The sequence below is a fragment of the Hydrotalea sp. AMD genome (assembly GCF_004100315.1).
GTDB classification, from domain to species: Bacteria; Bacteroidota; Bacteroidia; order Chitinophagales; family Chitinophagaceae; genus Hydrotalea; species Hydrotalea flava.
On sequence record NZ_SCKY01000004.1, the window covers coordinates 70,600 to 90,607 of the forward strand.

15 protein-coding genes and 1 tRNA gene are annotated in these 20,008 nt (G+C 36.3%); 9 read left to right on the top strand and 7 right to left on the bottom strand.

The window, feature by feature from the left end; translation table 11 throughout:
- Window positions 1-5 precede the first annotated feature (5 nt).
- Complete coding sequence (locus tag EO766_RS03285; RefSeq protein WP_228733069.1) at window positions 6-644, top strand: rhomboid family intramembrane serine protease; 639 nt, start codon at window positions 6-8, stop codon at window positions 642-644.
- Here the strand turns inward: EO766_RS03285 and tilS are convergent.
- Window positions 632-1,981 carry a tRNA lysidine(34) synthetase TilS gene (tilS, locus tag EO766_RS03290; protein ID WP_074418150.1) on the bottom strand — a complete coding sequence of 450 codons (1,350 nt, stop codon included), beginning with the start codon at window positions 1,979-1,981 and terminating at the stop codon, window positions 632-634. The two genes, EO766_RS03285 and tilS, sit on opposite strands and share 13 nt — an antisense overlap.
- A 37-nt stretch (window positions 1,982-2,018) precedes the next feature.
- Window positions 2,019-3,680 carry a glutamine--tRNA ligase/YqeY domain fusion protein gene (locus EO766_RS03295; RefSeq protein ID WP_218330350.1) on the bottom strand — a complete coding sequence of 554 codons (1,662 nt, stop codon included), beginning with the start codon at window positions 3,678-3,680 and terminating at the stop codon, window positions 2,019-2,021.
- Window positions 3,681-3,916: 236 nt separating this feature from the next.
- On the opposite strand from EO766_RS03295, the gene EO766_RS03300 reads away from it, so the two are divergent.
- Entirely contained in the window at window positions 3,917-5,602 is a 1,686-nt protein-coding gene (locus tag EO766_RS03300) for a T9SS type B sorting domain-containing protein (RefSeq protein ID WP_287100676.1), read from the top strand.
- Here EO766_RS03300 and hutH read toward each other — a convergent pair.
- Complete coding sequence (gene hutH / locus EO766_RS03305) at window positions 5,591-7,090, bottom strand: histidine ammonia-lyase (RefSeq protein WP_074418152.1); 1,500 nt, start codon at window positions 7,088-7,090, stop codon at window positions 5,591-5,593. The genes EO766_RS03300 and hutH overlap by 12 nt on opposite strands.
- Window positions 7,091-7,284: 194 nt before the next feature.
- Between hutH and EO766_RS03310 the strand changes: the two genes are divergently transcribed.
- Window positions 7,285-8,550, top strand: coding sequence for an MFS transporter (locus tag EO766_RS03310; RefSeq protein WP_074418153.1), 1,266 nt, complete (start codon window positions 7,285-7,287; stop codon window positions 8,548-8,550).
- Window positions 8,551-8,644: 94 nt separating this feature from the next.
- On the opposite strand, the gene EO766_RS03315 is transcribed toward EO766_RS03310, so the two are convergent.
- Window positions 8,645-8,718, bottom strand: a tRNA-Arg gene (locus EO766_RS03315).
- Between the two features lie 59 nt (window positions 8,719-8,777).
- On the opposite strand from EO766_RS03315, the gene ung reads away from it, so the two are divergent.
- Together ung and EO766_RS03325 are read left to right on the top strand one after the other, a co-directional pair.
- On the top strand, window positions 8,778-9,449 hold the full coding sequence (gene ung, locus EO766_RS03320) for a uracil-DNA glycosylase (RefSeq protein ID WP_074418154.1): 672 nt from the start codon (window positions 8,778-8,780) through the stop codon (window positions 9,447-9,449).
- A gap of 19 nt (window positions 9,450-9,468) precedes the next feature.
- Window positions 9,469-10,221: a lysophospholipid acyltransferase family protein gene (locus EO766_RS03325; protein WP_074418155.1), complete on the top strand. Its 753-nt coding sequence runs from the start codon at window positions 9,469-9,471 to the stop codon at window positions 10,219-10,221.
- Window positions 10,222-10,229: 8 nt separating this feature from the next.
- Here EO766_RS03325 and EO766_RS03330 read toward each other — a convergent pair whose 3' ends face one another.
- Window positions 10,230-12,872 carry a putative LPS assembly protein LptD gene (locus tag EO766_RS03330; protein ID WP_287100677.1) on the bottom strand — a complete coding sequence of 881 codons (2,643 nt, stop codon included), beginning with the start codon at window positions 12,870-12,872 and terminating at the stop codon, window positions 10,230-10,232.
- A gap of 147 nt (window positions 12,873-13,019) precedes the next feature.
- Here EO766_RS03330 and EO766_RS03335 point away from each other — a divergent pair, with 147 nt between their 5' ends.
- Genes EO766_RS03335 through EO766_RS03345 form a run of 3 tightly spaced genes read left to right on the top strand, consistent with a single transcriptional unit; the run spans window position 13,020 to window position 16,674 of the window.
- Window positions 13,020-13,964 carry an N-acetylmuramoyl-L-alanine amidase family protein gene (locus tag EO766_RS03335; RefSeq protein ID WP_074420452.1) on the top strand — a complete coding sequence of 315 codons (945 nt, stop codon included), beginning with the start codon at window positions 13,020-13,022 and terminating at the stop codon, window positions 13,962-13,964.
- A 51-nt stretch (window positions 13,965-14,015) separates the two neighbouring features.
- A complete protein-coding gene (locus EO766_RS03340) occupies window positions 14,016-15,029 on the top strand; it encodes an MlaD family protein (RefSeq protein WP_074419642.1) in 1,014 nt (337 codons plus the stop codon).
- Window positions 15,030-15,081: 52 nt separating this feature from the next.
- A complete protein-coding gene (locus tag EO766_RS03345; protein ID WP_074420451.1) occupies window positions 15,082-16,674 on the top strand; it encodes an OstA-like protein in 1,593 nt (530 codons plus the stop codon).
- A gap of 71 nt (window positions 16,675-16,745) precedes the next feature.
- Here EO766_RS03345 and EO766_RS03350 read toward each other — a convergent pair whose 3' ends face one another.
- Window positions 16,746-18,176 carry a type III PLP-dependent enzyme domain-containing protein gene (locus EO766_RS03350; RefSeq protein ID WP_218330344.1) on the bottom strand — a complete coding sequence of 477 codons (1,431 nt, stop codon included), beginning with the start codon at window positions 18,174-18,176 and terminating at the stop codon, window positions 16,746-16,748.
- Between the two features lie 244 nt (window positions 18,177-18,420).
- A complete protein-coding gene (locus EO766_RS03355) occupies window positions 18,421-18,858 on the bottom strand; it encodes a YqaE/Pmp3 family membrane protein (RefSeq protein ID WP_218330343.1) in 438 nt (145 codons plus the stop codon).
- Between the two features lie 254 nt (window positions 18,859-19,112).
- On the opposite strand from EO766_RS03355, the gene EO766_RS03360 reads away from it, so the two are divergent.
- Window positions 19,113-20,006: a hypothetical protein gene (locus EO766_RS03360; protein WP_143439447.1), complete on the top strand. Its 894-nt coding sequence runs from the start codon at window positions 19,113-19,115 to the stop codon at window positions 20,004-20,006.
- Window positions 20,007-20,008: the final 2 nt, after the last annotated feature.

Sequence of the window (20,008 nt, forward strand, 5' to 3'; positions counted from 1 at the left end):
TCTGTATGATTTCAATCACCATCATCATCATTGCGGTTACCTGTATTGTTTCATTCATTGCGTTTTCTAATGACACGCTGATGGATGATTTGATATTCTACCCTCCTGCTATCACTCATCAACACCAATGGTATCGATTTATTACCTGCGGTTTTATTCATGCAGACATTATGCACCTGGCTTTTAACATGTATGCATTTTATATGTTTGGTGAAGCAATAGAAAGTTTTTTTGTGACCATTTTTGGAGATAGAGGCAAACCCTTGTTTTTGATATTGTATATCAGTTCATTGGTGGTATGTTTATTACCTACCTATTTTAAAAATACAGATAACAATTCATACAGAAGTTTGGGTGCATCGGGTGCTGTATCGGCAGTAGTGTTTGCTTTTGTATTTTTAGCACCTACACAACCATTAGGTTTAATCTTTATTCCTATTGAATTTCCTGCTTTTATATTTGGTGTAATTTATCTTGGTATTTCGGCTTATTTATCCAAAAAAGGCAGTAGCAGAATTAATCATTCTGCCCATTTTTGGGGAGCCATTTATGGGATTGTATTTTTGATTATTACCACCAGATTTCTTAGCCCATTTAATCCTGTAAATCATTTTATTAATGAAGTTACCGGCTATTTCAGATAGGTAATTTTAATGCAGTTGTTTGATGTGGTACACAAACGAAAACGGTTATCGGCACGGTATCCAATTACCCAAATAATTTTTTTATTCATTTCTAATACCCAAACAGCCTCCTTTTCAGGCACAGACAACTTTAAATCTATCAAAAACCGACTGATTTTCTTTCTGTGTTGCATGCCAAAAGGATAAAAATAATCGCCTGTTTTCCATTTTCTTAAAATCAGCGGAAACTGAATGGCAGCCTCATCTACAACAATACTTTCCGGCGAAAGTTGGAGGTTTTTGGGTTGCTTTAATTGCTCAAAATGCAATTTCCCATTCGCAAAATCTACATGATTGATAAAAGCAGGTATAACAATTAAATCTGCAGCCAATTCTGTTAATGATTGAATGAGCAACCAGTTTCTATTCCTGATAAAACGATGGGTTGGGGTTTGCAGGATACTTCCATTTTGTGCATCTAATAATTGCGCTACGGCTATCATTTGTTGCGGGGTGCATCCAAAAGGCTTACACAATTCCCACAAAACGGTTTGAAAAGGAATTGCTTTTTTAAATAAGGCAATGGGAATTTGATATCCATCTTTATTGGGTATCAATAATTTTTTTCGATGCAAATCGATAGCCTGCCGATATAAACCGGCAGCTTCTGAGAAACGCCGAATGTTCTCAATAAGCACTGTTTCAATATTGGGAAATTGTTGTAGTAGTATAGGAAGGAGTTGCAGCCTGATAAAATTTCGGGTATAATGATCACTTGCATTGGATGAATCTTCCACCCAACGAATATGATTTTGCTGCGCATAGGCCAAAATATCTTTTTTAAAAGCAAATAAAAGTGGCCGGATAATTTTAGTATTTTCAGATGGAATACCCTGTAAGCCTTCAATGCCCGTACCTCTGAAAAAATGATGTAGTAATGTTTCAATGTTATCATTAGCATGGTGTGCAGTTACAATAACAGCATTGGGTTTTTCAGAAAAAAATGAATGGCTTAATAATTCATAAAACCATTGGTAACGTAGCTGCCTTGCTGCAAGTTGTATAGAAATTTTTTCAGTTGCTGCAAATTTTACGGTATCTGCCCTGTTCAAAAAAAATTTTGTTTGGTAGTGATGAGTGGCTTCCTGCACTATGCGTTCATCTCTATAACTTTCTTCTCCTCTTAACTGAAAATTTACATGTGCCACTGCTAAAGTAAAACCCATTTTATGCAGTAAATCAAGCAATACCATACTATCAACTCCACCACTCACTGCCAACAATATGGTGCAGTTTTGCGGGTGTAGATAGGAAAATTTTTTTTTCCATTCTTGCTGAAATGCATGCAGTAAATCCATAAATATCAATTAATGCCTCCATACATTGAAAAGCATGCTATGCTTTTTTCATTTCTTTTGCCCAGGTATCTTTAAGACCCACCGTGCGGTTAAATATGAGCTTTTGCGGGTTGGACTCTTTATCGAGACAAAAATATCCTTTACGCATAAACTGATAACGCTCTGCAATGTTTGCATTTTGTAAAGCGGGCTCTGCAAATACCGTATGCATCACTTCTAAAGATTTGGGATTGAAATAATCTTTAAAATCGCCTTCAGTAGCATCCACATTTTCCACGGTAAATAACCGATCATACAACCTTACTTCTATGGGTACAGCATGCGCTACACTTACCCAATGCAAGGTACCTTTTACATGAATACCGCTGGTATCGTTGCCGCTTTTACTTACCGGCAAATAAGTACATTTTAATTCAGTTACATTTCCGGCGGCATCTTTTATTATTTCGTTGCACTGAATTATATAGGCGCTCTTTAACCGTACCATTTGTCCGGGTGCTAACCTGAAATATTTTTTGGGTGGCTGTTCCATAAAATCTTCCCGTTCAATATACAATTCGCGACTAAAGGGCATGGTGCGAAGTCCGGCATTGGGATCTTCAGGATTATTTTCAGTTTCAACCCATTCGGTTTCATCAGCAAAATTGGTAATGGTAATTTTCAAAGGATCAAAAACAACCATTCTGCGAAGCGCTACTTTGTTTAAACGCTCCCGTACATAAAATTCCAACAAACCAATGTCTACCAGGTTCTCCCTTTTGGCAACACCAATACCATCGCAAAAATCGCGAATGCTTTCAGGTAAATATCCTCTGCGGCGCATGGCACTGATGGTTGGCATACGGGGATCATCCCAACCGGCTACTAATTTTTCATTTACCAATTGCAATAATTTTCTTTTACTCATTACCGTGTAAGAAAGATTACGGCGAGCAAATTCGTATTGATGTGATGGGTAAATACCTAATTGCGCAATAAACCAATCATATAACTCCCTATGCGGAACAAACTCTAATGTACAAATGGAATGTGTTATATTTTCAATGCTATCACTTTGTCCGTGTGCAAAATCATACATAGGATAAATACACCATTTATCTCCTGTACGATGGTGGTGTGCATGTTTAATGCGATACATTAAAGGGTCACGCATGAGCATATTGGGATGTGCCATATCTATTTTAGCACGCAAAACCTTTTCGCCATCCTGATATTTTCCATTGCGCATTGCTTCAAAAAGTTGCAGATTTTCTTCTACACTTCTGTTGCGATAAGGGCTATTTACGCCCGGTTGTGTAGGGGTTCCTTTTTGTGCAGCAATTTGCTCACTGGTGCTGTCGTCTACATAAGCCAATCCTCTTTGAATTAACTGAACAGCAAATCCATACAATGTTTCAAAGTAATCGCTGGCATACAATTCATGTTTCCACTCAAAGCCTAGCCACCGAATATCTGCTTTAATGCTTTCTACATATTCCGTATCTTCTGTTATCGGATTGGTATCATCAAATCGTAAGTTGGTGTATCCGCCATATTTTTTTGTAAGTCCAAAATTCAGGCAAATACTGGTTGCATGCCCCATATGCAAATAGCCATTGGGCTCAGGAGGAAATCGGGTAATAATTTGTTTGTATTTACCCGATGCCAAATCTGCTTCAATAATCTCTTCCAGAAAATTTAAACTTTTTTCTTCGCTCATACCTCTGTTGGTTGTAGTGGACAAATGTACGTTATACACGTATATAAAACTTGCTGCAAGCCTTTGTTCAATGATTTATACTCATTGATGCATTATAGAAAATTCGCTTTAAAGCACTTTTAACCTATTATATTAAAATTGTTAAAACCATATCTAAAAGCAGCAGAAAGCCTATTTTGCAATTCTAATAAGAAACTGCGTATTACAAATTGATGAATCAGCACAAATATATTTTTTTGCTTTTTGTTTTGTTTTTCCTGCAGCAAACTACTATTGATGCACAAAGCGGTGTTTGTTCCTTAAAAGGGCAAACCCCTGCCAGCGCTTTCCCGGTTTGTGGAGTTAAAACATTCACACAAGGCTCTGTTGGTATTTGCGTCAATACACCCATACCCGTACCCCCTTGTAATAATGCATTTATAGCCACCAATAAAAACCCTTATTGGTATAAATTTACCTGTTACCAATCAGGCACCCTGGGTTTTATGATTACACCCAATACATTAAGTGATGATTATGACTGGCAAATATTTGATATTACAGGTGTTGACCCCAATACTGTATTTACCAATGCTTCGCTTTTTGTAGCCTGCAACTGGTCGGGAGTTGGTGGTTTAACAGGTACTTCCGATACTGCTTCAGCAGCCAATCAATGTGCTTCCCCACCCACCTATGCACAGGGCGGTGTTTCGCCCTTTAGTAAACCACCCAATATTATTGCAGGGCATATCTATTTGTTATTGGTAAGCCATTATACTGACAGCCAAAGCGGATATAGTTTATCATTTTCTGGTGGTACAGCTAGTATTACAGATCCAAACATTCCTACTTATATAAAAGCTTCAGGTATTTGTGGTGGCAAAGAAGTGTATATTAAATTAAGTAAAACGGTTCAATGTACTTCTATTGCTGCCGATGGCAGTGATTTTACACTTTCTCCGGCTGCCACTGTACAATCTGCCTTAGGTGTTGGTTGTAATAATGGCTTTGATACAGATTCCATTATTGTTCAGTTAAATTCACCGCTTTTTCCTAATAATTACAGTATTCAACAATTGATGGGTTCTGATGGAAATACGCTGTTAGATAACTGCTTCAATGCGGTACCGTTGGGTACTCAATCTTCTTTTACCATTACTTCGCAACAATTGGTAAAAGCCGATTTTTCTTATGCCATTCATTATGGTTGCCAGTCAGATACCGTTCAATATACTTTACAGGCGCAAAATGCTACAGATTGGTTATGGACTTTTGATAATGTAACGACCAGTACCAATGCAAATCCGGCAATTATTTATCCGAGTCTGGGGCAAAAGCAAATTAAATTGGTGGCATCTAACAGCGTTTGTGCAGACAGTATTTTTAAAACCATTGTATTGGATAATTATCCGCCAAAAGCATTTTTTATAGCACCCGATTATATTTGCCCGAATGATGCTGTAAACTTTACAGATTCAAGTGTTGGGTTGATTACAAAATGGTATTGGGATTTTGGCAACGGACAAACCAGCGGCTTACAAACGCCTGCTGTACAAAATTATCCCAACAATAACCGAACTACCAATTATCCGGTTCAATTAATAGTTACCGATACTGCAGGTTGTACCAACACCTACACCAAACTGCTCAAAGCAGTTCCCAATTGCTATATTGCTGTACCATCAGCATTTACACCAAATGGAGATGGATTAAACGATTATTTATATCCGTTAAACGCATACAAAGCCATTAACCTGCATTTTTCAGTGTATAATCGATATGGGCAAATTATTTTTCAAACAACAGATTGGACCCAGAAGTGGGATGGTACCGTAAATGGTTTGGCACAGCCGAGTGGTACCTATATTTGGACGTTGAATTATACCGATAGCCAAACCGGAGAAAAGTTTGCTTTAAAGGGCACCACTGTTTTAATCCGGTAAATGATAAGTTTTTATGAATTGAATGGCAGCCATCATATCGTCATGCAGCACCCGGTCTTTTTCATTAAAAGTTACCACTTTTCTAAAATCAGTTATCACTTTTTCAATAATTGGCGCACTGGTTTCGGGACGTCGAAATGTTAATGCCTGAACCGCAGTTAACAATTCTATGGCCAACACTTTTTCTACATTTTCAATAACACGATAACATTTTGTAGCGGCATTGGCCCCCATACTCACATGGTCTTCCTGATTGTTTGAAGATGAAATACTATCTACACTGGCAGGTGTACACAATTGTTTATTCTCGCTTACTATTCCGGCTGCTGTGTATTGCGGAATCATAAAGCCGCTATTCAAACCAGGGTCTTTTACCAAAAACAAAGGCAACCCACGTTGGCCACTAATGAGCTGATACGTTCTTCGCTCGCTAATATTGGCTAATTCACTCATGGCAATTGCCAAGAAATCTAATCCTAACGCCAATGGCTGTCCGTGAAAATTTCCGCCGCTTAAAATAGTATCCTCATCAGGAAAAATATTTGGATTATCCGTTACCGAATTAATTTCACGTGTAAAAGTTTCCTGTACAAAATGCAATGTATCGGCAGTCGCACCGTGCACCTGGGGTATGCACCTAAACGAATAAGGATCCTGTACCTGATGTTTTTTTTGAAGTGCTATTGGACTATCCTGTAAATATTTTCGCAATGTTTCAGCGCATGCAACCTGTCCACTATGCGCTCTGATTTGATGAATCAGTGACTGCAAAGGTTCATTTGTACAATGAAACGCATCGAACGAAATGGATGCAATAAAATTAGCCCATTGCAACAAATGATATGATTGATGAATACAATATACCCCATAAGCACTCATAAACTGAGTACCATTAATTAAAGCCAAACCCTCTTTACTTTGCAAAGCAAGCGGCTGCCACTGCAATAATTCAAAAGCTTTAGTTGTTGGCATTTTATTGCCTTTATACTTTACTTCACCCAATCCAATTAAAGGCAAACTTAAATGGCTAAGGGGAGCTAAATCTCCGGATGCTCCCAAAGAACCCTGGGTATACACAACAGGCAAAACAGCTGCATTATACATATCAGCCAGGCGTTTAACGGTAGCCCATTGTACACCGCTATGGCCATACACCAACGATTTTATTTTCAACAACAAGATTAATTTCACAATGGCTTCCGGCACTTCTTCACCCATTCCGCAGGCATGAGACATTAACAAATTATATTGTAATTGTTCTATTTTTGCTTTATCTATTTGCACATTTTGCAAATAACCAAAACCGGTATTAATACCATAATATGCAGCCTGCGCATTTTGCATTTTCTCATCTAAATAATTACGACATCTGATTACTTTTTCCTGAGCATCTTTGTCAATATGCAGTTCAAACTGCTCATGAATGGTAGTAGCAATTGCTGAAAGTAAAATCCACTCGGTGTTTACAGTAAAAACAGGCAACTTCATATAGCAGCATTTATTGCGTAAATGTAAGGCAAACTAATATTGAAAATGTATTTGAGTGTAATCAACACAATAAATGTTCTGTCAATTAAAAAAGAAAAAACAGCTTCAACAAAAACATTAATCGTTCATGGTTTTATTGTAATGTATATTTGTTACCTCTCGTTCATCTTTTATTTCTGAACAAAAGCTGTTACATGATGCTACCTAATTCCATGCGGGCATTGCAGTATAGAAATTTCAGACTATACTTTGGCGGTCAGGCAATATCACTGATTGGCACTTGGATGCAAAGGATAGTTGTAAGCTGGTTAATTTATACTTTAACACATTCTGCCTTTATGCTGGGTATTGTAGCCTTTGCAGGACAAATACCAACTTTACTGCTATCACCCTACGCCGGCAGTTATGTTGACAGGCATAGCCGTTATAAAACTTTACTATTTACGCAAATCGCCTCTATGATTCAAGCAGGCATTTTAGCAGCATTGGTAATAACAGGTACCCATACAGTCAATAGCATTATAGTATTAAGTGTATTGTTGGGCATTATCAATGCTTTCGATACACCAGCCCGACAATCTTTTATGATTGTATTGGTTGAAAAAAAAGACGACTTGCCCAATGCTATTGCTTTAAATTCAAGCATGGTTACATTGGCACGTTTAGCCGGGCCGGCAGTTGCAGGCATATTACTCAGTAGTTTTGGAGAAGGTGTTTGTTTTTTCATTAATTTTTTAAGTTTTATTGCAGTAATTGTATCGTTACTATTCATGAAAATAAAAGTACCACCTGCCAAAACAATTAAGGAGCCCATCTGGGAAAATTTGAAAGAAGGTTATCAGTATTTACAACATAGCAAAGGCATCCGATCGGCTATTTTATTAATAGCCTTAATCAGTTTTTTTGTAATGCCCTACAATACATTATTTCCGGTATATGCACAACAGGTATTTAAAGGCAACGTAACCACATTTAGCTGGCTAAATAGTATTGCCGGTTTAGGAGCATTAATGGGCGCTGTTTATGTAGCCACTCTAAAACCCGGTAAAGATTTTTTAAAAATTATTACATGGTCTAATGTATTAACATCTGTTTGCATTATATTTTTTTCATACATGCAAAATTTATGGATTGGATTAGCCATTATTATGTTGGGCGAAAGTGGACTGCTGGCATTAATTGCATCTACCAATACCTATATACAAACCCATGTTGAAGAGCGGATGCGAGGCAGAGTAATCAGCTATTATGTAATGGCATTCCTGGGTATTCAGCCCATTGGCAGTTTAGTAATTGGATATTTAGCGCATAAAACCAGTGCACCATTTACTTTGTTGCTGGAAGGTATTGCAGGAATTATTTCGGTTACTGCTTTTATTCCTGCATTTAAAAAAGCCGGCATGGGTAAGGTGATGAACCCTGCCATTGAAAAATATATTCCAAAAAATCCCTTTAAATAAAAAAACTTAATTATAAAAGTACAATGCTGAATTCATTTCAATTTCGGTCAAAAAAACCTCATCGGTTTGGATGAGGCCTTTAAATTTGATGTAGTGATTCGGATTGGATTCGAACCAATGACCTACTGCTTAGAAGGCAGTTGCTCTATCCAGCTGAGCTACCGAACCAAATGTTTAGGGCGCAAAACTAAATTTTAATTAGTTTGCATCCAAACACATTTCAAAAAATGGACGTAAAAATTGAAAACAGTTGGAAAGAACAGTTACAAAAAGAGTTCACTAAACCCTATTTTTTGCAAATTGTAGCCCATTTAAAAACAGAAAAAGCTACCGGAGTTACCATTTACCCACCCGGTAGTTTAATTTTTAATGCGTTTAATACTACCCCATTTCAGGAAGTAAAGGTTGTCATCATCGGGCAGGACCCCTATCATGGGCCACAACAGGCTATGGGCTTAAGTTTTAGTGTTCCCAATGGTATTACCCCACCACCCTCCTTACAAAATATATTTAAAGAATTACAAGACGATTTAGGTATGCCCATCCCCTTAACCGGCAACCTCACTCCTTGGGCAAAACAGGGCGTTTTATTGTTAAATGCCGTATTAACAGTGCGTGCCAATGAAGCGGCCAGCCACGCTAAAATTGGCTGGATGAATTTTACCGATGCTGCCATAAAAAAAATTTCTGAACAAAAAAAAGGAATTGTTTTTTTGCTTTGGGGAAAATTTGCGCAGGAAAAACAACAATATATTGATGCGAATAAACATTTTATTTTAAAAGCGGCTCATCCTTCTCCACTTAGTGCCCATAACGGTTTTTTTGGATGCAGGCATTTTAGTAAAACCAACGAAATATTAATGAAACAGGGCAAAACGCCCATTGACTGGAAACTTTAAATGATAAACTAACATTAAAATGCAATATTTAAAGAACTTTTCTGCCCGTATCTGGGCTTTTTGGGGAATTGTATCCTTCATTGTTACATTTTTAATTTTTTACATACCCTCTATGCTATGCTATGCCATTCCCGGCAAAAGAGGACAAAAAATTTTTATTGATCTTTCCCGCTATTGGATGAATATCTGGTTGCCGTTAATTGGCTGCCCATTAAAAGTATATGGTTGTGAAAATTTTGAAAAAAACAAAGCCTATATCGTTACCTGCAACCACAATGCATTGTTAGATGTGCCACTTTCGGCACCCTATACCCCATCGCCCAATAAAACCATTGCAAAAAATTCATTTGCAAAAATTCCCATATTTGGATGGTACTATAAAAAAGGTTCAGTGCTGGTTGAAAGAAAAAGTGAGCGTAGCCGTATACACAGTTTTGAAGAAATGAAGAAAGTTTTAAAAGATGGGATGAACATGTGCATCTTCCCCGAAGGAACCCGAAACAGAACCAACGAACCGCTTAAAAAGTTTTATGACGGTGCTTTTAAACTGGCTGAAATAACCAAAGCGCCGATTATTCCTGCTATTATTTTCAATACCAAAAAAGCCATGCCTATCCATAAAAAATTTTATTTATGGCCGCATAAATTAGCCCTTCATTTTTTACCTCCGGTTGAGGCAGATGAATTATCTGCTCAGGAATTAAAGGAAAAAGTATTTTCAATAATGAAGGATTATTATACAGCCAATGAAGCACATCCCTTCAAAAAATAAATTGATTATTAGTTGTAATTTGAAAAAGTTCGGGAACGGTTAATGCGCAAATCGCGTAAAATACCCGATTTAGGATTGAGTGTAATACTGAACGAACGCCATAATCCGATGGGCGTTACATTAATAGACATTTGCCAACAGTGCATTTCACGGGTTAAAAACATACTTAATTGTTGCAGTTTACCGGCATTAAAATCAAAATAACCCGTACCGCCTACTTTCCATTTGGTAGTTAAACTAAAATCGCCTTGAAAGTTTACGTTCGAGGAAATTAGTGTGTTAAATTGATACCTGCTTAAAGAATCAACCTGCAATTGCTTCGAAAAATTGAGTGAATACGACAAGGAGAGTGTCCACGGGATATTAAAATCGGTATACTCGGCCGGATTACTACGCACATATTGCAATTGCATTTGCTGCTCTTCCGGAGTCATAAAGGGATCAACAGGTATCTGACTTTTCGAATCTTTACCATCCTTCGATTTGCTTTTAAACTGCGTTGAAATGGCAATATTGCCACCCGTTAACCTGCCTAACGTGGGATGATTCCCACTCCACGTAAACACATTTTTCCTAAAACCAAATTGATCCACCTGATAGGGGTCTAAAATTGCACTGGCCGTAATGTTTATTTTATCGAATAAAGTACTTCGGGCATAAATATTAAATGGTGCCAATGCAAAACTATCGGCTAATAAATTGTAAGATGAGTTAAATCCAAACCCATCTAATATTTTTATTTTTTTAATGCCGTTATTGCTGGTATCAGTTTTGCTTTTCACTTTCATCTCCAATAAATTATCTACTCCAAAACTAATTCCACCAAACGCACCTTCAGGAAATGCACCGGGCAGCACTCCATCAAACTGCGAAAAACGAAGTACATGGCCAAACGTATCTACCTTCATGGAGTAATAAAATTTGCCATTCATGTTTGGTGAATAGTTTAAGGCAATAGTTGGCCTTATTTCATGCCGAATGGCCTGAATACCGCTGGAATGTTTAAACTGATACGTTCCAAAAATACGGGTGCTGGCGCTGATGCCATACGTCATTTGCCGGGCAGCAAAAAAACCTTTTCTTATGCTGGTATCTAATCGATAGTTTATACTATCCCAATTACGAAATATTTTTTGTCCATACCATCTTTCCTGATAAGAAACGGAAGGACTCAAAGTAACTGGCCCCAATTGTGGTAAAGTTAAGCTAATGGGTATATTGTGTATAAATCCATACTGGGCTGTATCTAACAATCTTTTAAAACTAAATGCCGAATCGTAAAATGAAAGTTGATTGGTGAAATTGCCGGTATATCCAATACCAATACTCTCCCACCATTTTGGTGCACCCACCTGTTCCTTTTTTTGAAATGGATAAAATGTATTCACATTGTAACTGACAGTAGGCAAATTCAAATTAACTAAGCCTGTATTACTATTTTGATTGTGATTCAAGTTTACGGATAAATTAGACTTACCTCCAAAATCTTTACTATAACTAATTGATGAATTTAACTGATTATTAAAATTAACAAATGGATTGTTCAATACATATTGATTAAACTTGGTACTACCAAAGTTTACATTAGCACTAAAAGTGGTTCCAGGACGTGCTTTATTATCACGTGTATGAGTCCAGTTTAGCATAAATGATTTAGAAATATTATACTCCTGTGGTGTTAAATAATTTTGATTTAGGGCCTTAATACTTTGGAAGCTAAAATTTAACGCTCCCTGGTAATGGTAACGAACATAATATTTGGGGTTAATTGTAAATGAATAACCCCCATAGGAGTATATGTTAGCACGAGTAGTAACATCAAAATTGTCATTCAACACTTTGTAATAGCCTAAATTTTCTAACCCCAATCCAAAATCCTGACTAACAATAAACTGAGGCGGTAATATACCCGAGTGCCTTCCGGTTGATAATGGATAAATTCCAAAAGGTATACCAATTGGAATGGGAACCCCCTCGAATTCGGGGGATGCAGGGCCGCTAACTGCTATTTTGTTACTAATCATTTTTAATTTGCGTGTTCTAAAAGCAAAGTGGGGCGTATCTAAATTACAGGTGGTAAACCGGCCTCTGTAACCATAAAAAATATCTTTCCCTTCTTTTTTTAATACATCGGCATGCACAAACAATTCGCCTTCATTAAAAAAGCTGTTGGTGGTGCGGCCCTTCATGGTTTTTAGGTCAAATAAAATAGAATCACTGATCGATTTTGAATCGCCCTGTGTTAATTTGGGCTTGGTATCTAAATTCGTGGAAGTATCATTCAATCCATAAGCCCTTACCAATTGTGATTGCTGGTTATAATTAATGATGGCCGCCTGCAATTCTATATCTTTATATTTTGCATCTGCCTTGCCATATAAAATGAATTGTTTGGATGGAATGAGCAATACACCCGAATCAGCAGCGGCATAATGTACCGGTGCATCTAAAGAATCTTTGGAAAGTTGCAGGGTGTCAGTTTTTGCAATACCACTGGAATCTTTGGAATTACGTGAACTGTTGTTTTTGCCACGTACAACCACCGTATCCCCCAATTGTTGAGTTGTATCAATTGTTGGAATGGTATCAGAAAATGCTGTTAATGAATTGAAAAAAAATTTTGGGGGCGTGTTAAAAGCATTCAAATTCATTGAAATCAGGAGTATTATGCCAAAAGCTATACACCCCGCAAGGGTTTTTACGTTAATTTTACCGCGTAATCTCATAATAACTGGAGCAAAAATAGGTGCTTCACATTAAATAGTTCTATTACTATAATTCCTTTAACGTTTGAACGAATGATAAAAAAAATTGCAGTACCTGGATTGATAAGTTTTTGGTGTATTTTAATTTTCGCATCTTTTGCCTACCCCATTCAAAAAAATGCCCAACAACCGGGTCCAAAACCGGTTTTAAAAAGAATTGTAATTGATCCCGGGCATGGTGGCAGTGATTTTGGTGCCTCAGGTAAATATTCTCACGAAAAAGATATTGCATTAGCTGTTGCATTGAAATTAGAAAAAGAAATTCATAAACAAATGCCGGATATAGATGTATATATGACAAGAACTACTGATGTTTATGATAACGTAAAAGTAAAAGCTATTAAAGCCAATCAGGCAAAAGGCGATTTATTTATTTCTATACACTGCAACTATGGGGATCCTATCAGGCATAGTGAATTTATTGGTTATAAAACACAAACCTACCACAGAAAGGGGAAAAAATATACCAGAAAAGTAAAAGCTTACAAAACTTATACAACTCCAAACCCTGCTAAAGGCACTGAAACTTACATCTGGGGTGTAGATAAAAACGATGATAAAGAGAAAGCATTGAGAGAAAATGAATCTTTATACATGGATAGTACACTGGCCAATGAAATGAAAGATTTTGATCCAAATGATCCTGCAAAAATTGTATTGTATTCCTTAAAAACACAACAATATGCAGAACGCAGCCAGAGTTTGGCTTTAACGGTAGAAGATGAGTTTACAAAAATGGGCAGAGTAAGTCGCGAAGCCAAACAGCGAGGAAAAGGTATTTGGGTTTTACAAGCGGTAGCCATGCCGGCTATTTTGGTAGAAACAGGCTTTCTTTCCAATCCGGAAGAAGAAGATTATTTAAACAGTCAAACCGGACAACAGGAAATTGCAGAAGCCATTGCCAGAGCCGTAAAACGCTACAAATTTTCTTTAGAAAATAAAATGCAGGTAAATGGCACTGCACAAAACCCAAAATAATACTACTTTCCATAATATTAAGCTTCCATAATAACCCTTAGATTTGCGTTTATGAAGATTTCGAACGAAACAAAAGTAGGTGCACTAACTGCTATTGCCATTACTTTGCTGATATTGGGCTTTAATTTTTTAAAGGGGCATAGTGTATTTAAAACGGGCAATTTTTTATATGCCAAATATCCCAATGCAAAAGGCATCATGGTATCTAACCCTGTTTATATCAATGGCTATCAAATTGGTAGTGTTTTTGATATTGAAAATGCTGACCGCGATTTAAAAAGTATCATCATTGCCATTAAGCTAAAAAGTAGTTATAATATTCCTAACAACTCGGTTGCCTCCATTAAAGAAGGTTTTTTAGGTGCCCCCAGTATTGATATTCAGTTGGGTAACAGCAATACTTATTTACAATCCGGTGATACATTACTAACCAGCTCTAACCCTGGATTACTGGGCCAGATAGGCGATAAAATCAATCCCATTAGTGCACAATTAACTACTACTTTACATTCATTAGATAGCGTGCTCAATAATATCAACACCATTTTCGATCCACACACCAAACACAATCTACAAGAAGTAATTGCCAATATCAATAAAACTACCGCAAGTTTAGCTATATCGTCAGTTGCTATTCAAAAAATGCTGGACAAGCAAAGTGGAGCTATTGTGCAAACTATGAATAACGTAAATAGCTTTACTAAAAATTTAAGCGATAACAATGAAAAAATTACACAATCGCTTTCACATGTAGAAGCTGCCACCCAACAATTAGCCGATGCTGATATGAAAGGCACTATTAATGAACTTAAAACCACTATTGCCAATTTAAATAATGCATTGAATAAAATTAATTCGGGTGATGGTTCATTGGGTTTGTTGCTGAATGATAAACAATTGTACAATAATTTGAATAATACGGTTCGTAGTGCCAATATTTTAATGGACGATCTGAGAGCACATCCTAAACGATATGTAAACATTTCTGTTTTTGGCCGAAAAGACAAGTCGGGACCGCTAATAGCACCATTGAATGATACTTCAGTTCAACAACAGCATAAATAAACACATGCCTTTTCTAAAATTAAGTATAATTACATGCCTGTTATTGTTTTTCATGGGCATAGTACAGGCACAAACCAATACTGCAGATACCACCGGTAAAAAAACAATTACCATTATTTATGCGGATACATACAACTTTCAAAATAAAGACACACTGGGGCAATTTATAGCTCTGGTGGGTCATGCTGAAGTACAGCAGGGTAAAACTTTATTTTATGCAGATAGCATTGTATTAGACCAAAAGCAAAATATTTTGGAAGCTTTTGGCAAGGTACATATAAATGATGCCGACAGTGTTCAAACCTATTCGCAATACCTGAAATATCTGGGAAAAGAAAAAAAAGCTTTTTTAAAAAATAAAGTAAAATTGACCGATGGTAAAGGGGTATTAACCACCAATGAATTAGAATATGATACACAAATTAAAATAGGCAATTATACCAATGGCGGAAAAGTTGTGAATGGTAAAACAGTTTTAACCAGTAAAGAAGGAACTTATTATGGTGATACTCGGGATGTAATATTTAAAAAGAATGTGGTATTGATTGACCCGGAATATAAAATTTATACCGATACACTTTTGTACAACATTAATACCAACATTACTACTTTTGTTTCACCCTCCAAAGTTATTAACGGCAACAGAACCATTAAAGTAAGTGATGGTTATTACGATTTAAAGCATAAAATTGCTAATTTCGGTAAACGGCCATTTATTGACGACAGCACTTATACCTTTACTTCAGATTACATGGCATTTAATGATAGTACCGGTTTGGGCGAATTTCAAGGCAATGCTGTTTATAGAAGTAAAGACTCAATAGGGGGGTACGATATTATTGCCAATAATATAAAAACCAATAAAAAAGAAGATGCGTTTTTAGCTACAGAGCAGCCCATATTACTCATTAAGCAAGAAAAAGACAGCATTTATGTTGGGGCAGATACATTAAAATCGGGAAGGCTTTCAACATTAACCAAAACCAGAGCAGTACCGATTATCAGAGATTCATTGGGAGCTGCTAATCGATTACTGATAGATAGTGCTGAAGCATTGAAAGATAGCAGTACCAATCGTTACATTGAAGCCTACCACCATGTAAAAATATTTTCTGATTCATTGCAGGCAGTGGGCGATAGTTTATTTTATTCCCTGCATGATTCTGCTTTTCGTTTGTTTACCCAACCCATTGTATGGTCAAATGAAAATCAAATTACAGGCGATACTATTTATTTGTTTCTGGCCAATAAAAAACCAAAAGAGTTAACTGTATTTGAAAATGCTTTAACCATCAGTAAAGTAGGAACCGGCTATTATAACCAGGTACGTGGCAACATCATGCATGCATTTTTTTCAGATGGCAGAATTAATTATTTAACCACTCGTGGCACACCGGCAGATAATGTTTACTATGTGGAAGATGATAACCATAAATTTATTGGAGTAAACAAATCAACCTGCAGCGTTATTGATGCTTATTTTGATAATGGTGAAATTCAAAAAGTTGTATTTATCAACGATTTAAAAGGTGATATGAACCCTATGAATCAGGTAGATCATGCATCGCTCAGGGTTCGAGGTTTTAAATGGCAGGATCAGCTAAGGCCCAAAAGTAAGTTTTCCATATTTTCAAATACAGAATAGAAAATACAATCCATTAAAAAAACCGACCGGTTAAAAGGAGGTTTTAATAGTGATTTTTATAGTTATAAATACTATTTTAAATAACCCAGTATTTTTAACATGCTTTGTGCAGATTGTTCTTTTGCATACAGCCAGTCAATCAGTTTACCGCTTTTATCATATTCAACAATTACATGCTTTGGTGAAGGAATTAAACAATGTTTAATGCCTCCATAACCACTAATTTGATCCTGATAGGCACCTGTATGAAAGAAACCTACATACAGGGGTTCTTTATTGTTTTGCTCATTTTCTTTTTCAGGCGAAGAAATTTTAGGTAAGAATACTTCGTTAATGTGTTCTTCACTGTCGTAATAATCATGACTATCGCAGGTTATTCCACCTAAAACTACCCTATGGTATTCATTTTCCCATTTATTAATGGGCAGCATTAAAAATTTTTCACCTATTCCCCATGTATCAGGTAATGTAGTGATGAAAGATGAATCAATCATATACCAACACTCCCGGTCGTTCTGAATTTTCTGGCCTGTAACACTGTAAATATGTGCCATACTCTCCCCCACTGTAAAACTGCCAAATTCAGTATAGATATTGGGCATGGGCACTTTGGCTTTTTTGCAGGCTTTTTTAATATTGCCAACAATTTCATTAATTATGAACTGATAATCATATTCAAAGCCCAATGAATGTTTAATGGGGAAACCACCGCCAATATTGATAGAATCTAACTCCGGACAAATCTTCTTCAACTGGCAATACAGGTTAATAATTTTGTTCAATTCACTCCAGTAATAAATATCATCTTTAATGCCTTTATTCAAAAAAATATGCAGCATTTTTAGTTGAAACTTATCTTCAAAACCTTCTATTTCATCTACATAAAACTCTAAAATATCTTTAGCTCGCATACCTAAACGCGAAGTATAAAAAGGAAAAGATGGTTCTTCTTCTGCTGCCACCCGAATACCTAATTTAAAAGGTTGTTTTACACTTTTTTTATAAGCCTGTAATTCTTCTTTATTATCTAAAATTGGAATAACATTCTTAAACCCTGTATTAATCAGTTTGGCAATACGACTGGTATAGGCTTTTTGCTTGTATCCGTTACAAATGATAAATATATCTTTATTTATTTTTCTGCGTTCGTATAACCGGTTAATAATCTCAATATCATAAGCATAAGAGGTTTCCAGATTAATATTGTGTTTCAATGCTTCTTCAACAATAAAAGAAAAATGAGAACTTTTGGTACAATAACAATAAAAATACTCTCCTTCATACTTATGCTTTTTAAAAGCAGACTGAAACATGGCTTTTGCTTTGTTAATCTGCATGCCTATTTTGGGTAAATAGGTAAGTTTCATGGGAGTGCCATACTTATCTATTAATGCCTTAAGATCTAAGCCATTAAAAGTGAGATAGCCATCATCGTTTACGTTAAATCCTTCCTGCGGAAAATGAAAAGTTTGTTGAACCAGCGAGGTGTAGGTATTGTTCATTGAAGAACGATGGTTTTTAAAAAATGAAGAAATTGCTTACAAATAAGTTGCAAAAATAATGGAAGTTCGAACCCAAATAATAAAAATTTTGCGATAAGTACTTTTATTAATTTGACTAAGCCGCACTTATGCAAATATTTAAAGTTACAAGCAGCCGTTTCTTTGCAAACAGTTATTTGAAATTTCACAAAAAAACCGACAGATAAATTTTAGCTGCCGGTTTATATAAATAATATTTAAAATATTATCCGCCCAAAATTACAATCAAAGCATAAATAATACCGGGCAGGAAGAACAATAAAGTCAAAATTAAATCAATCCAGAACTTAGTGTTAATAGCATCTTCATGCAAATACACGGCTAATGGTGGTAATAAAATGGCTAAAATTACCAATAAAAGAGTGTTGGTATCAGTTGAAGTCCCTGCCTTTTTTTCTGCTTTGTATTGCTTTAATAAAGCTTTTGATTCTTTGATTCTGAATTTTTTTTCTTTATGCGATAAGCTTTTAAACTCGGCTAATGCATTATGTAAAACAGCACTATTTAGCGTAGCCCCGCCTTTTCCGGCAGAATCGGTACCACCATTACCTGGCTTAAAAGGCAGGCTGGATGCCATTGAAGGTGTAAATGCTATCATGCATAGCATCCAAAATGGAACGATGAAAATTATTTTGCGTAACATAAACAGTTAGTTTTATTGTTAAAAAGAAGTTAGTATTTGCCTGTAAATTACACTGTTTTGTTGAAATGGTACATTATTTTATCATTATAAAATATATTATTTCTTTTTATTTGAGAAAAGGAATCAAATCCGATTAAAAACAAAAGAGTTTAGCGTTCTATTAACCAATTTTAGCACAATAGATGTGCTGAACTAAACGTTCCATCAATAATTTTCAACAATTGGAATTAGCTGATAAAATAAGATAACTTTGTATGAACAATTCCACCATAGTGTATCAAAATTTTGAAATAGAAAAAAACTGGAAAGCAGCTGCATATACCTTACTAATTTGTATCGGTATCTTTTTGCTGTTCTTTTTTCTAAAATGGACTTTGCCTCAAATTCCACCACCTGTTACAGAAGATGGAATAGAAGTAAACTTAGGAAACAGCGAAACAGGTTTGGGCAATATTGCGCCACAGATGCAGGGTACCCCTTCCTTAAATCAGGATGAACAGTTAAAAACACCACCCCCTTCCAAACAAATACAATCCACTCCTGAGGTATTGGCCAATGAAGTAACCAATGAAAATGATGAAGCCGTTGGCACGTTAGAAAAAAAAGTGAATCCCCAAAAACCATTGAACCACAATCCTACGGTTTTACACAGAAAAATTTCTGAAAACACAGTTATAAAACCTACTCCGGCACCACCCAAACCTAAAGCTTTGTTTAAAGGTGGCACATCTACTACTTCCAGCGGTAATGGTGCCGATTCTTATAACGGAGTATATAACCAAGGCATTGCCGGCGGCAAAGGTGATCAGGGCAAGCCCAATGGCAACCCCAATAGCGACAGTTATATCGGAAACGGAGGCGGTGGTACCAGCGGTGTAAGCATTAGAAATGGGTTGGAAGGCAGACATTTTACCAAACTACCCAGTTTTGAAGATGATTTCAATGAACCTGCAAAAGTTGCTGTTGATATTACAGTGAACAAAAGCGGACAAGTGATTCAGGCCAGTATTAACCCCAGAGGTACTACTACTACCAACCAAAATATTCGAAGCATTGCCTTGAAGAAAGCAAAATTATTAAAATTGAATGCAGGCGATACTGATAACCAAACAGGCACCATTGTATTTAGCTTTAAATTGAATGGTTAATT

Excerpts from the sequence above, each read along its gene's own strand:
- EO766_RS03350 (WP_218330344.1), bottom strand. The coding sequence starts at position 18,176 with ATGAACAATACCTACACCTCGCTGGTTCAACAAACTTTTCATTTTCCG.
- EO766_RS03335 (WP_074420452.1), top strand. The coding sequence starts at position 13,020 with ATGATAAAAAAAATTGCAGTACCTGGATTGATAAGTTTTTGGTGTATT.
- EO766_RS03295 (WP_218330350.1), bottom strand. The coding sequence starts at position 3,680 with ATGAGCGAAGAAAAAAGTTTAAATTTTCTGGAAGAGATTATTGAAGCA.
- EO766_RS03330 (WP_287100677.1), bottom strand. The coding sequence starts at position 12,872 with ATGAATTTGAATGCTTTTAACACGCCCCCAAAATTTTTTTTCAATTCA.
- EO766_RS03345 (WP_074420451.1), top strand. The coding sequence starts at position 15,082 with ATGGGCATAGTACAGGCACAAACCAATACTGCAGATACCACCGGTAAA.
- ung (WP_074418154.1), top strand. The coding sequence starts at position 8,778 with ATGGACGTAAAAATTGAAAACAGTTGGAAAGAACAGTTACAAAAAGAG.
- EO766_RS03285 (WP_228733069.1), top strand. The coding sequence starts at position 6 with ATGATTTCAATCACCATCATCATCATTGCGGTTACCTGTATTGTTTCA.
- EO766_RS03360 (WP_143439447.1), top strand. The coding sequence starts at position 19,113 with ATGAACAATTCCACCATAGTGTATCAAAATTTTGAAATAGAAAAAAAC.
- EO766_RS03325 (WP_074418155.1), top strand. The coding sequence starts at position 9,469 with ATGCAATATTTAAAGAACTTTTCTGCCCGTATCTGGGCTTTTTGGGGA.
- tilS (WP_074418150.1), bottom strand. The coding sequence starts at position 1,981 with ATGGATTTACTGCATGCATTTCAGCAAGAATGGAAAAAAAAATTTTCC.
- EO766_RS03355 (WP_218330343.1), bottom strand. The coding sequence starts at position 18,858 with ATGTTACGCAAAATAATTTTCATCGTTCCATTTTGGATGCTATGCATG.
- EO766_RS03310 (WP_074418153.1), top strand. The coding sequence starts at position 7,285 with ATGATGCTACCTAATTCCATGCGGGCATTGCAGTATAGAAATTTCAGA.
- EO766_RS03340 (WP_074419642.1), top strand. The coding sequence starts at position 14,016 with ATGAAGATTTCGAACGAAACAAAAGTAGGTGCACTAACTGCTATTGCC.
- hutH (WP_074418152.1), bottom strand. The coding sequence starts at position 7,090 with ATGAAGTTGCCTGTTTTTACTGTAAACACCGAGTGGATTTTACTTTCA.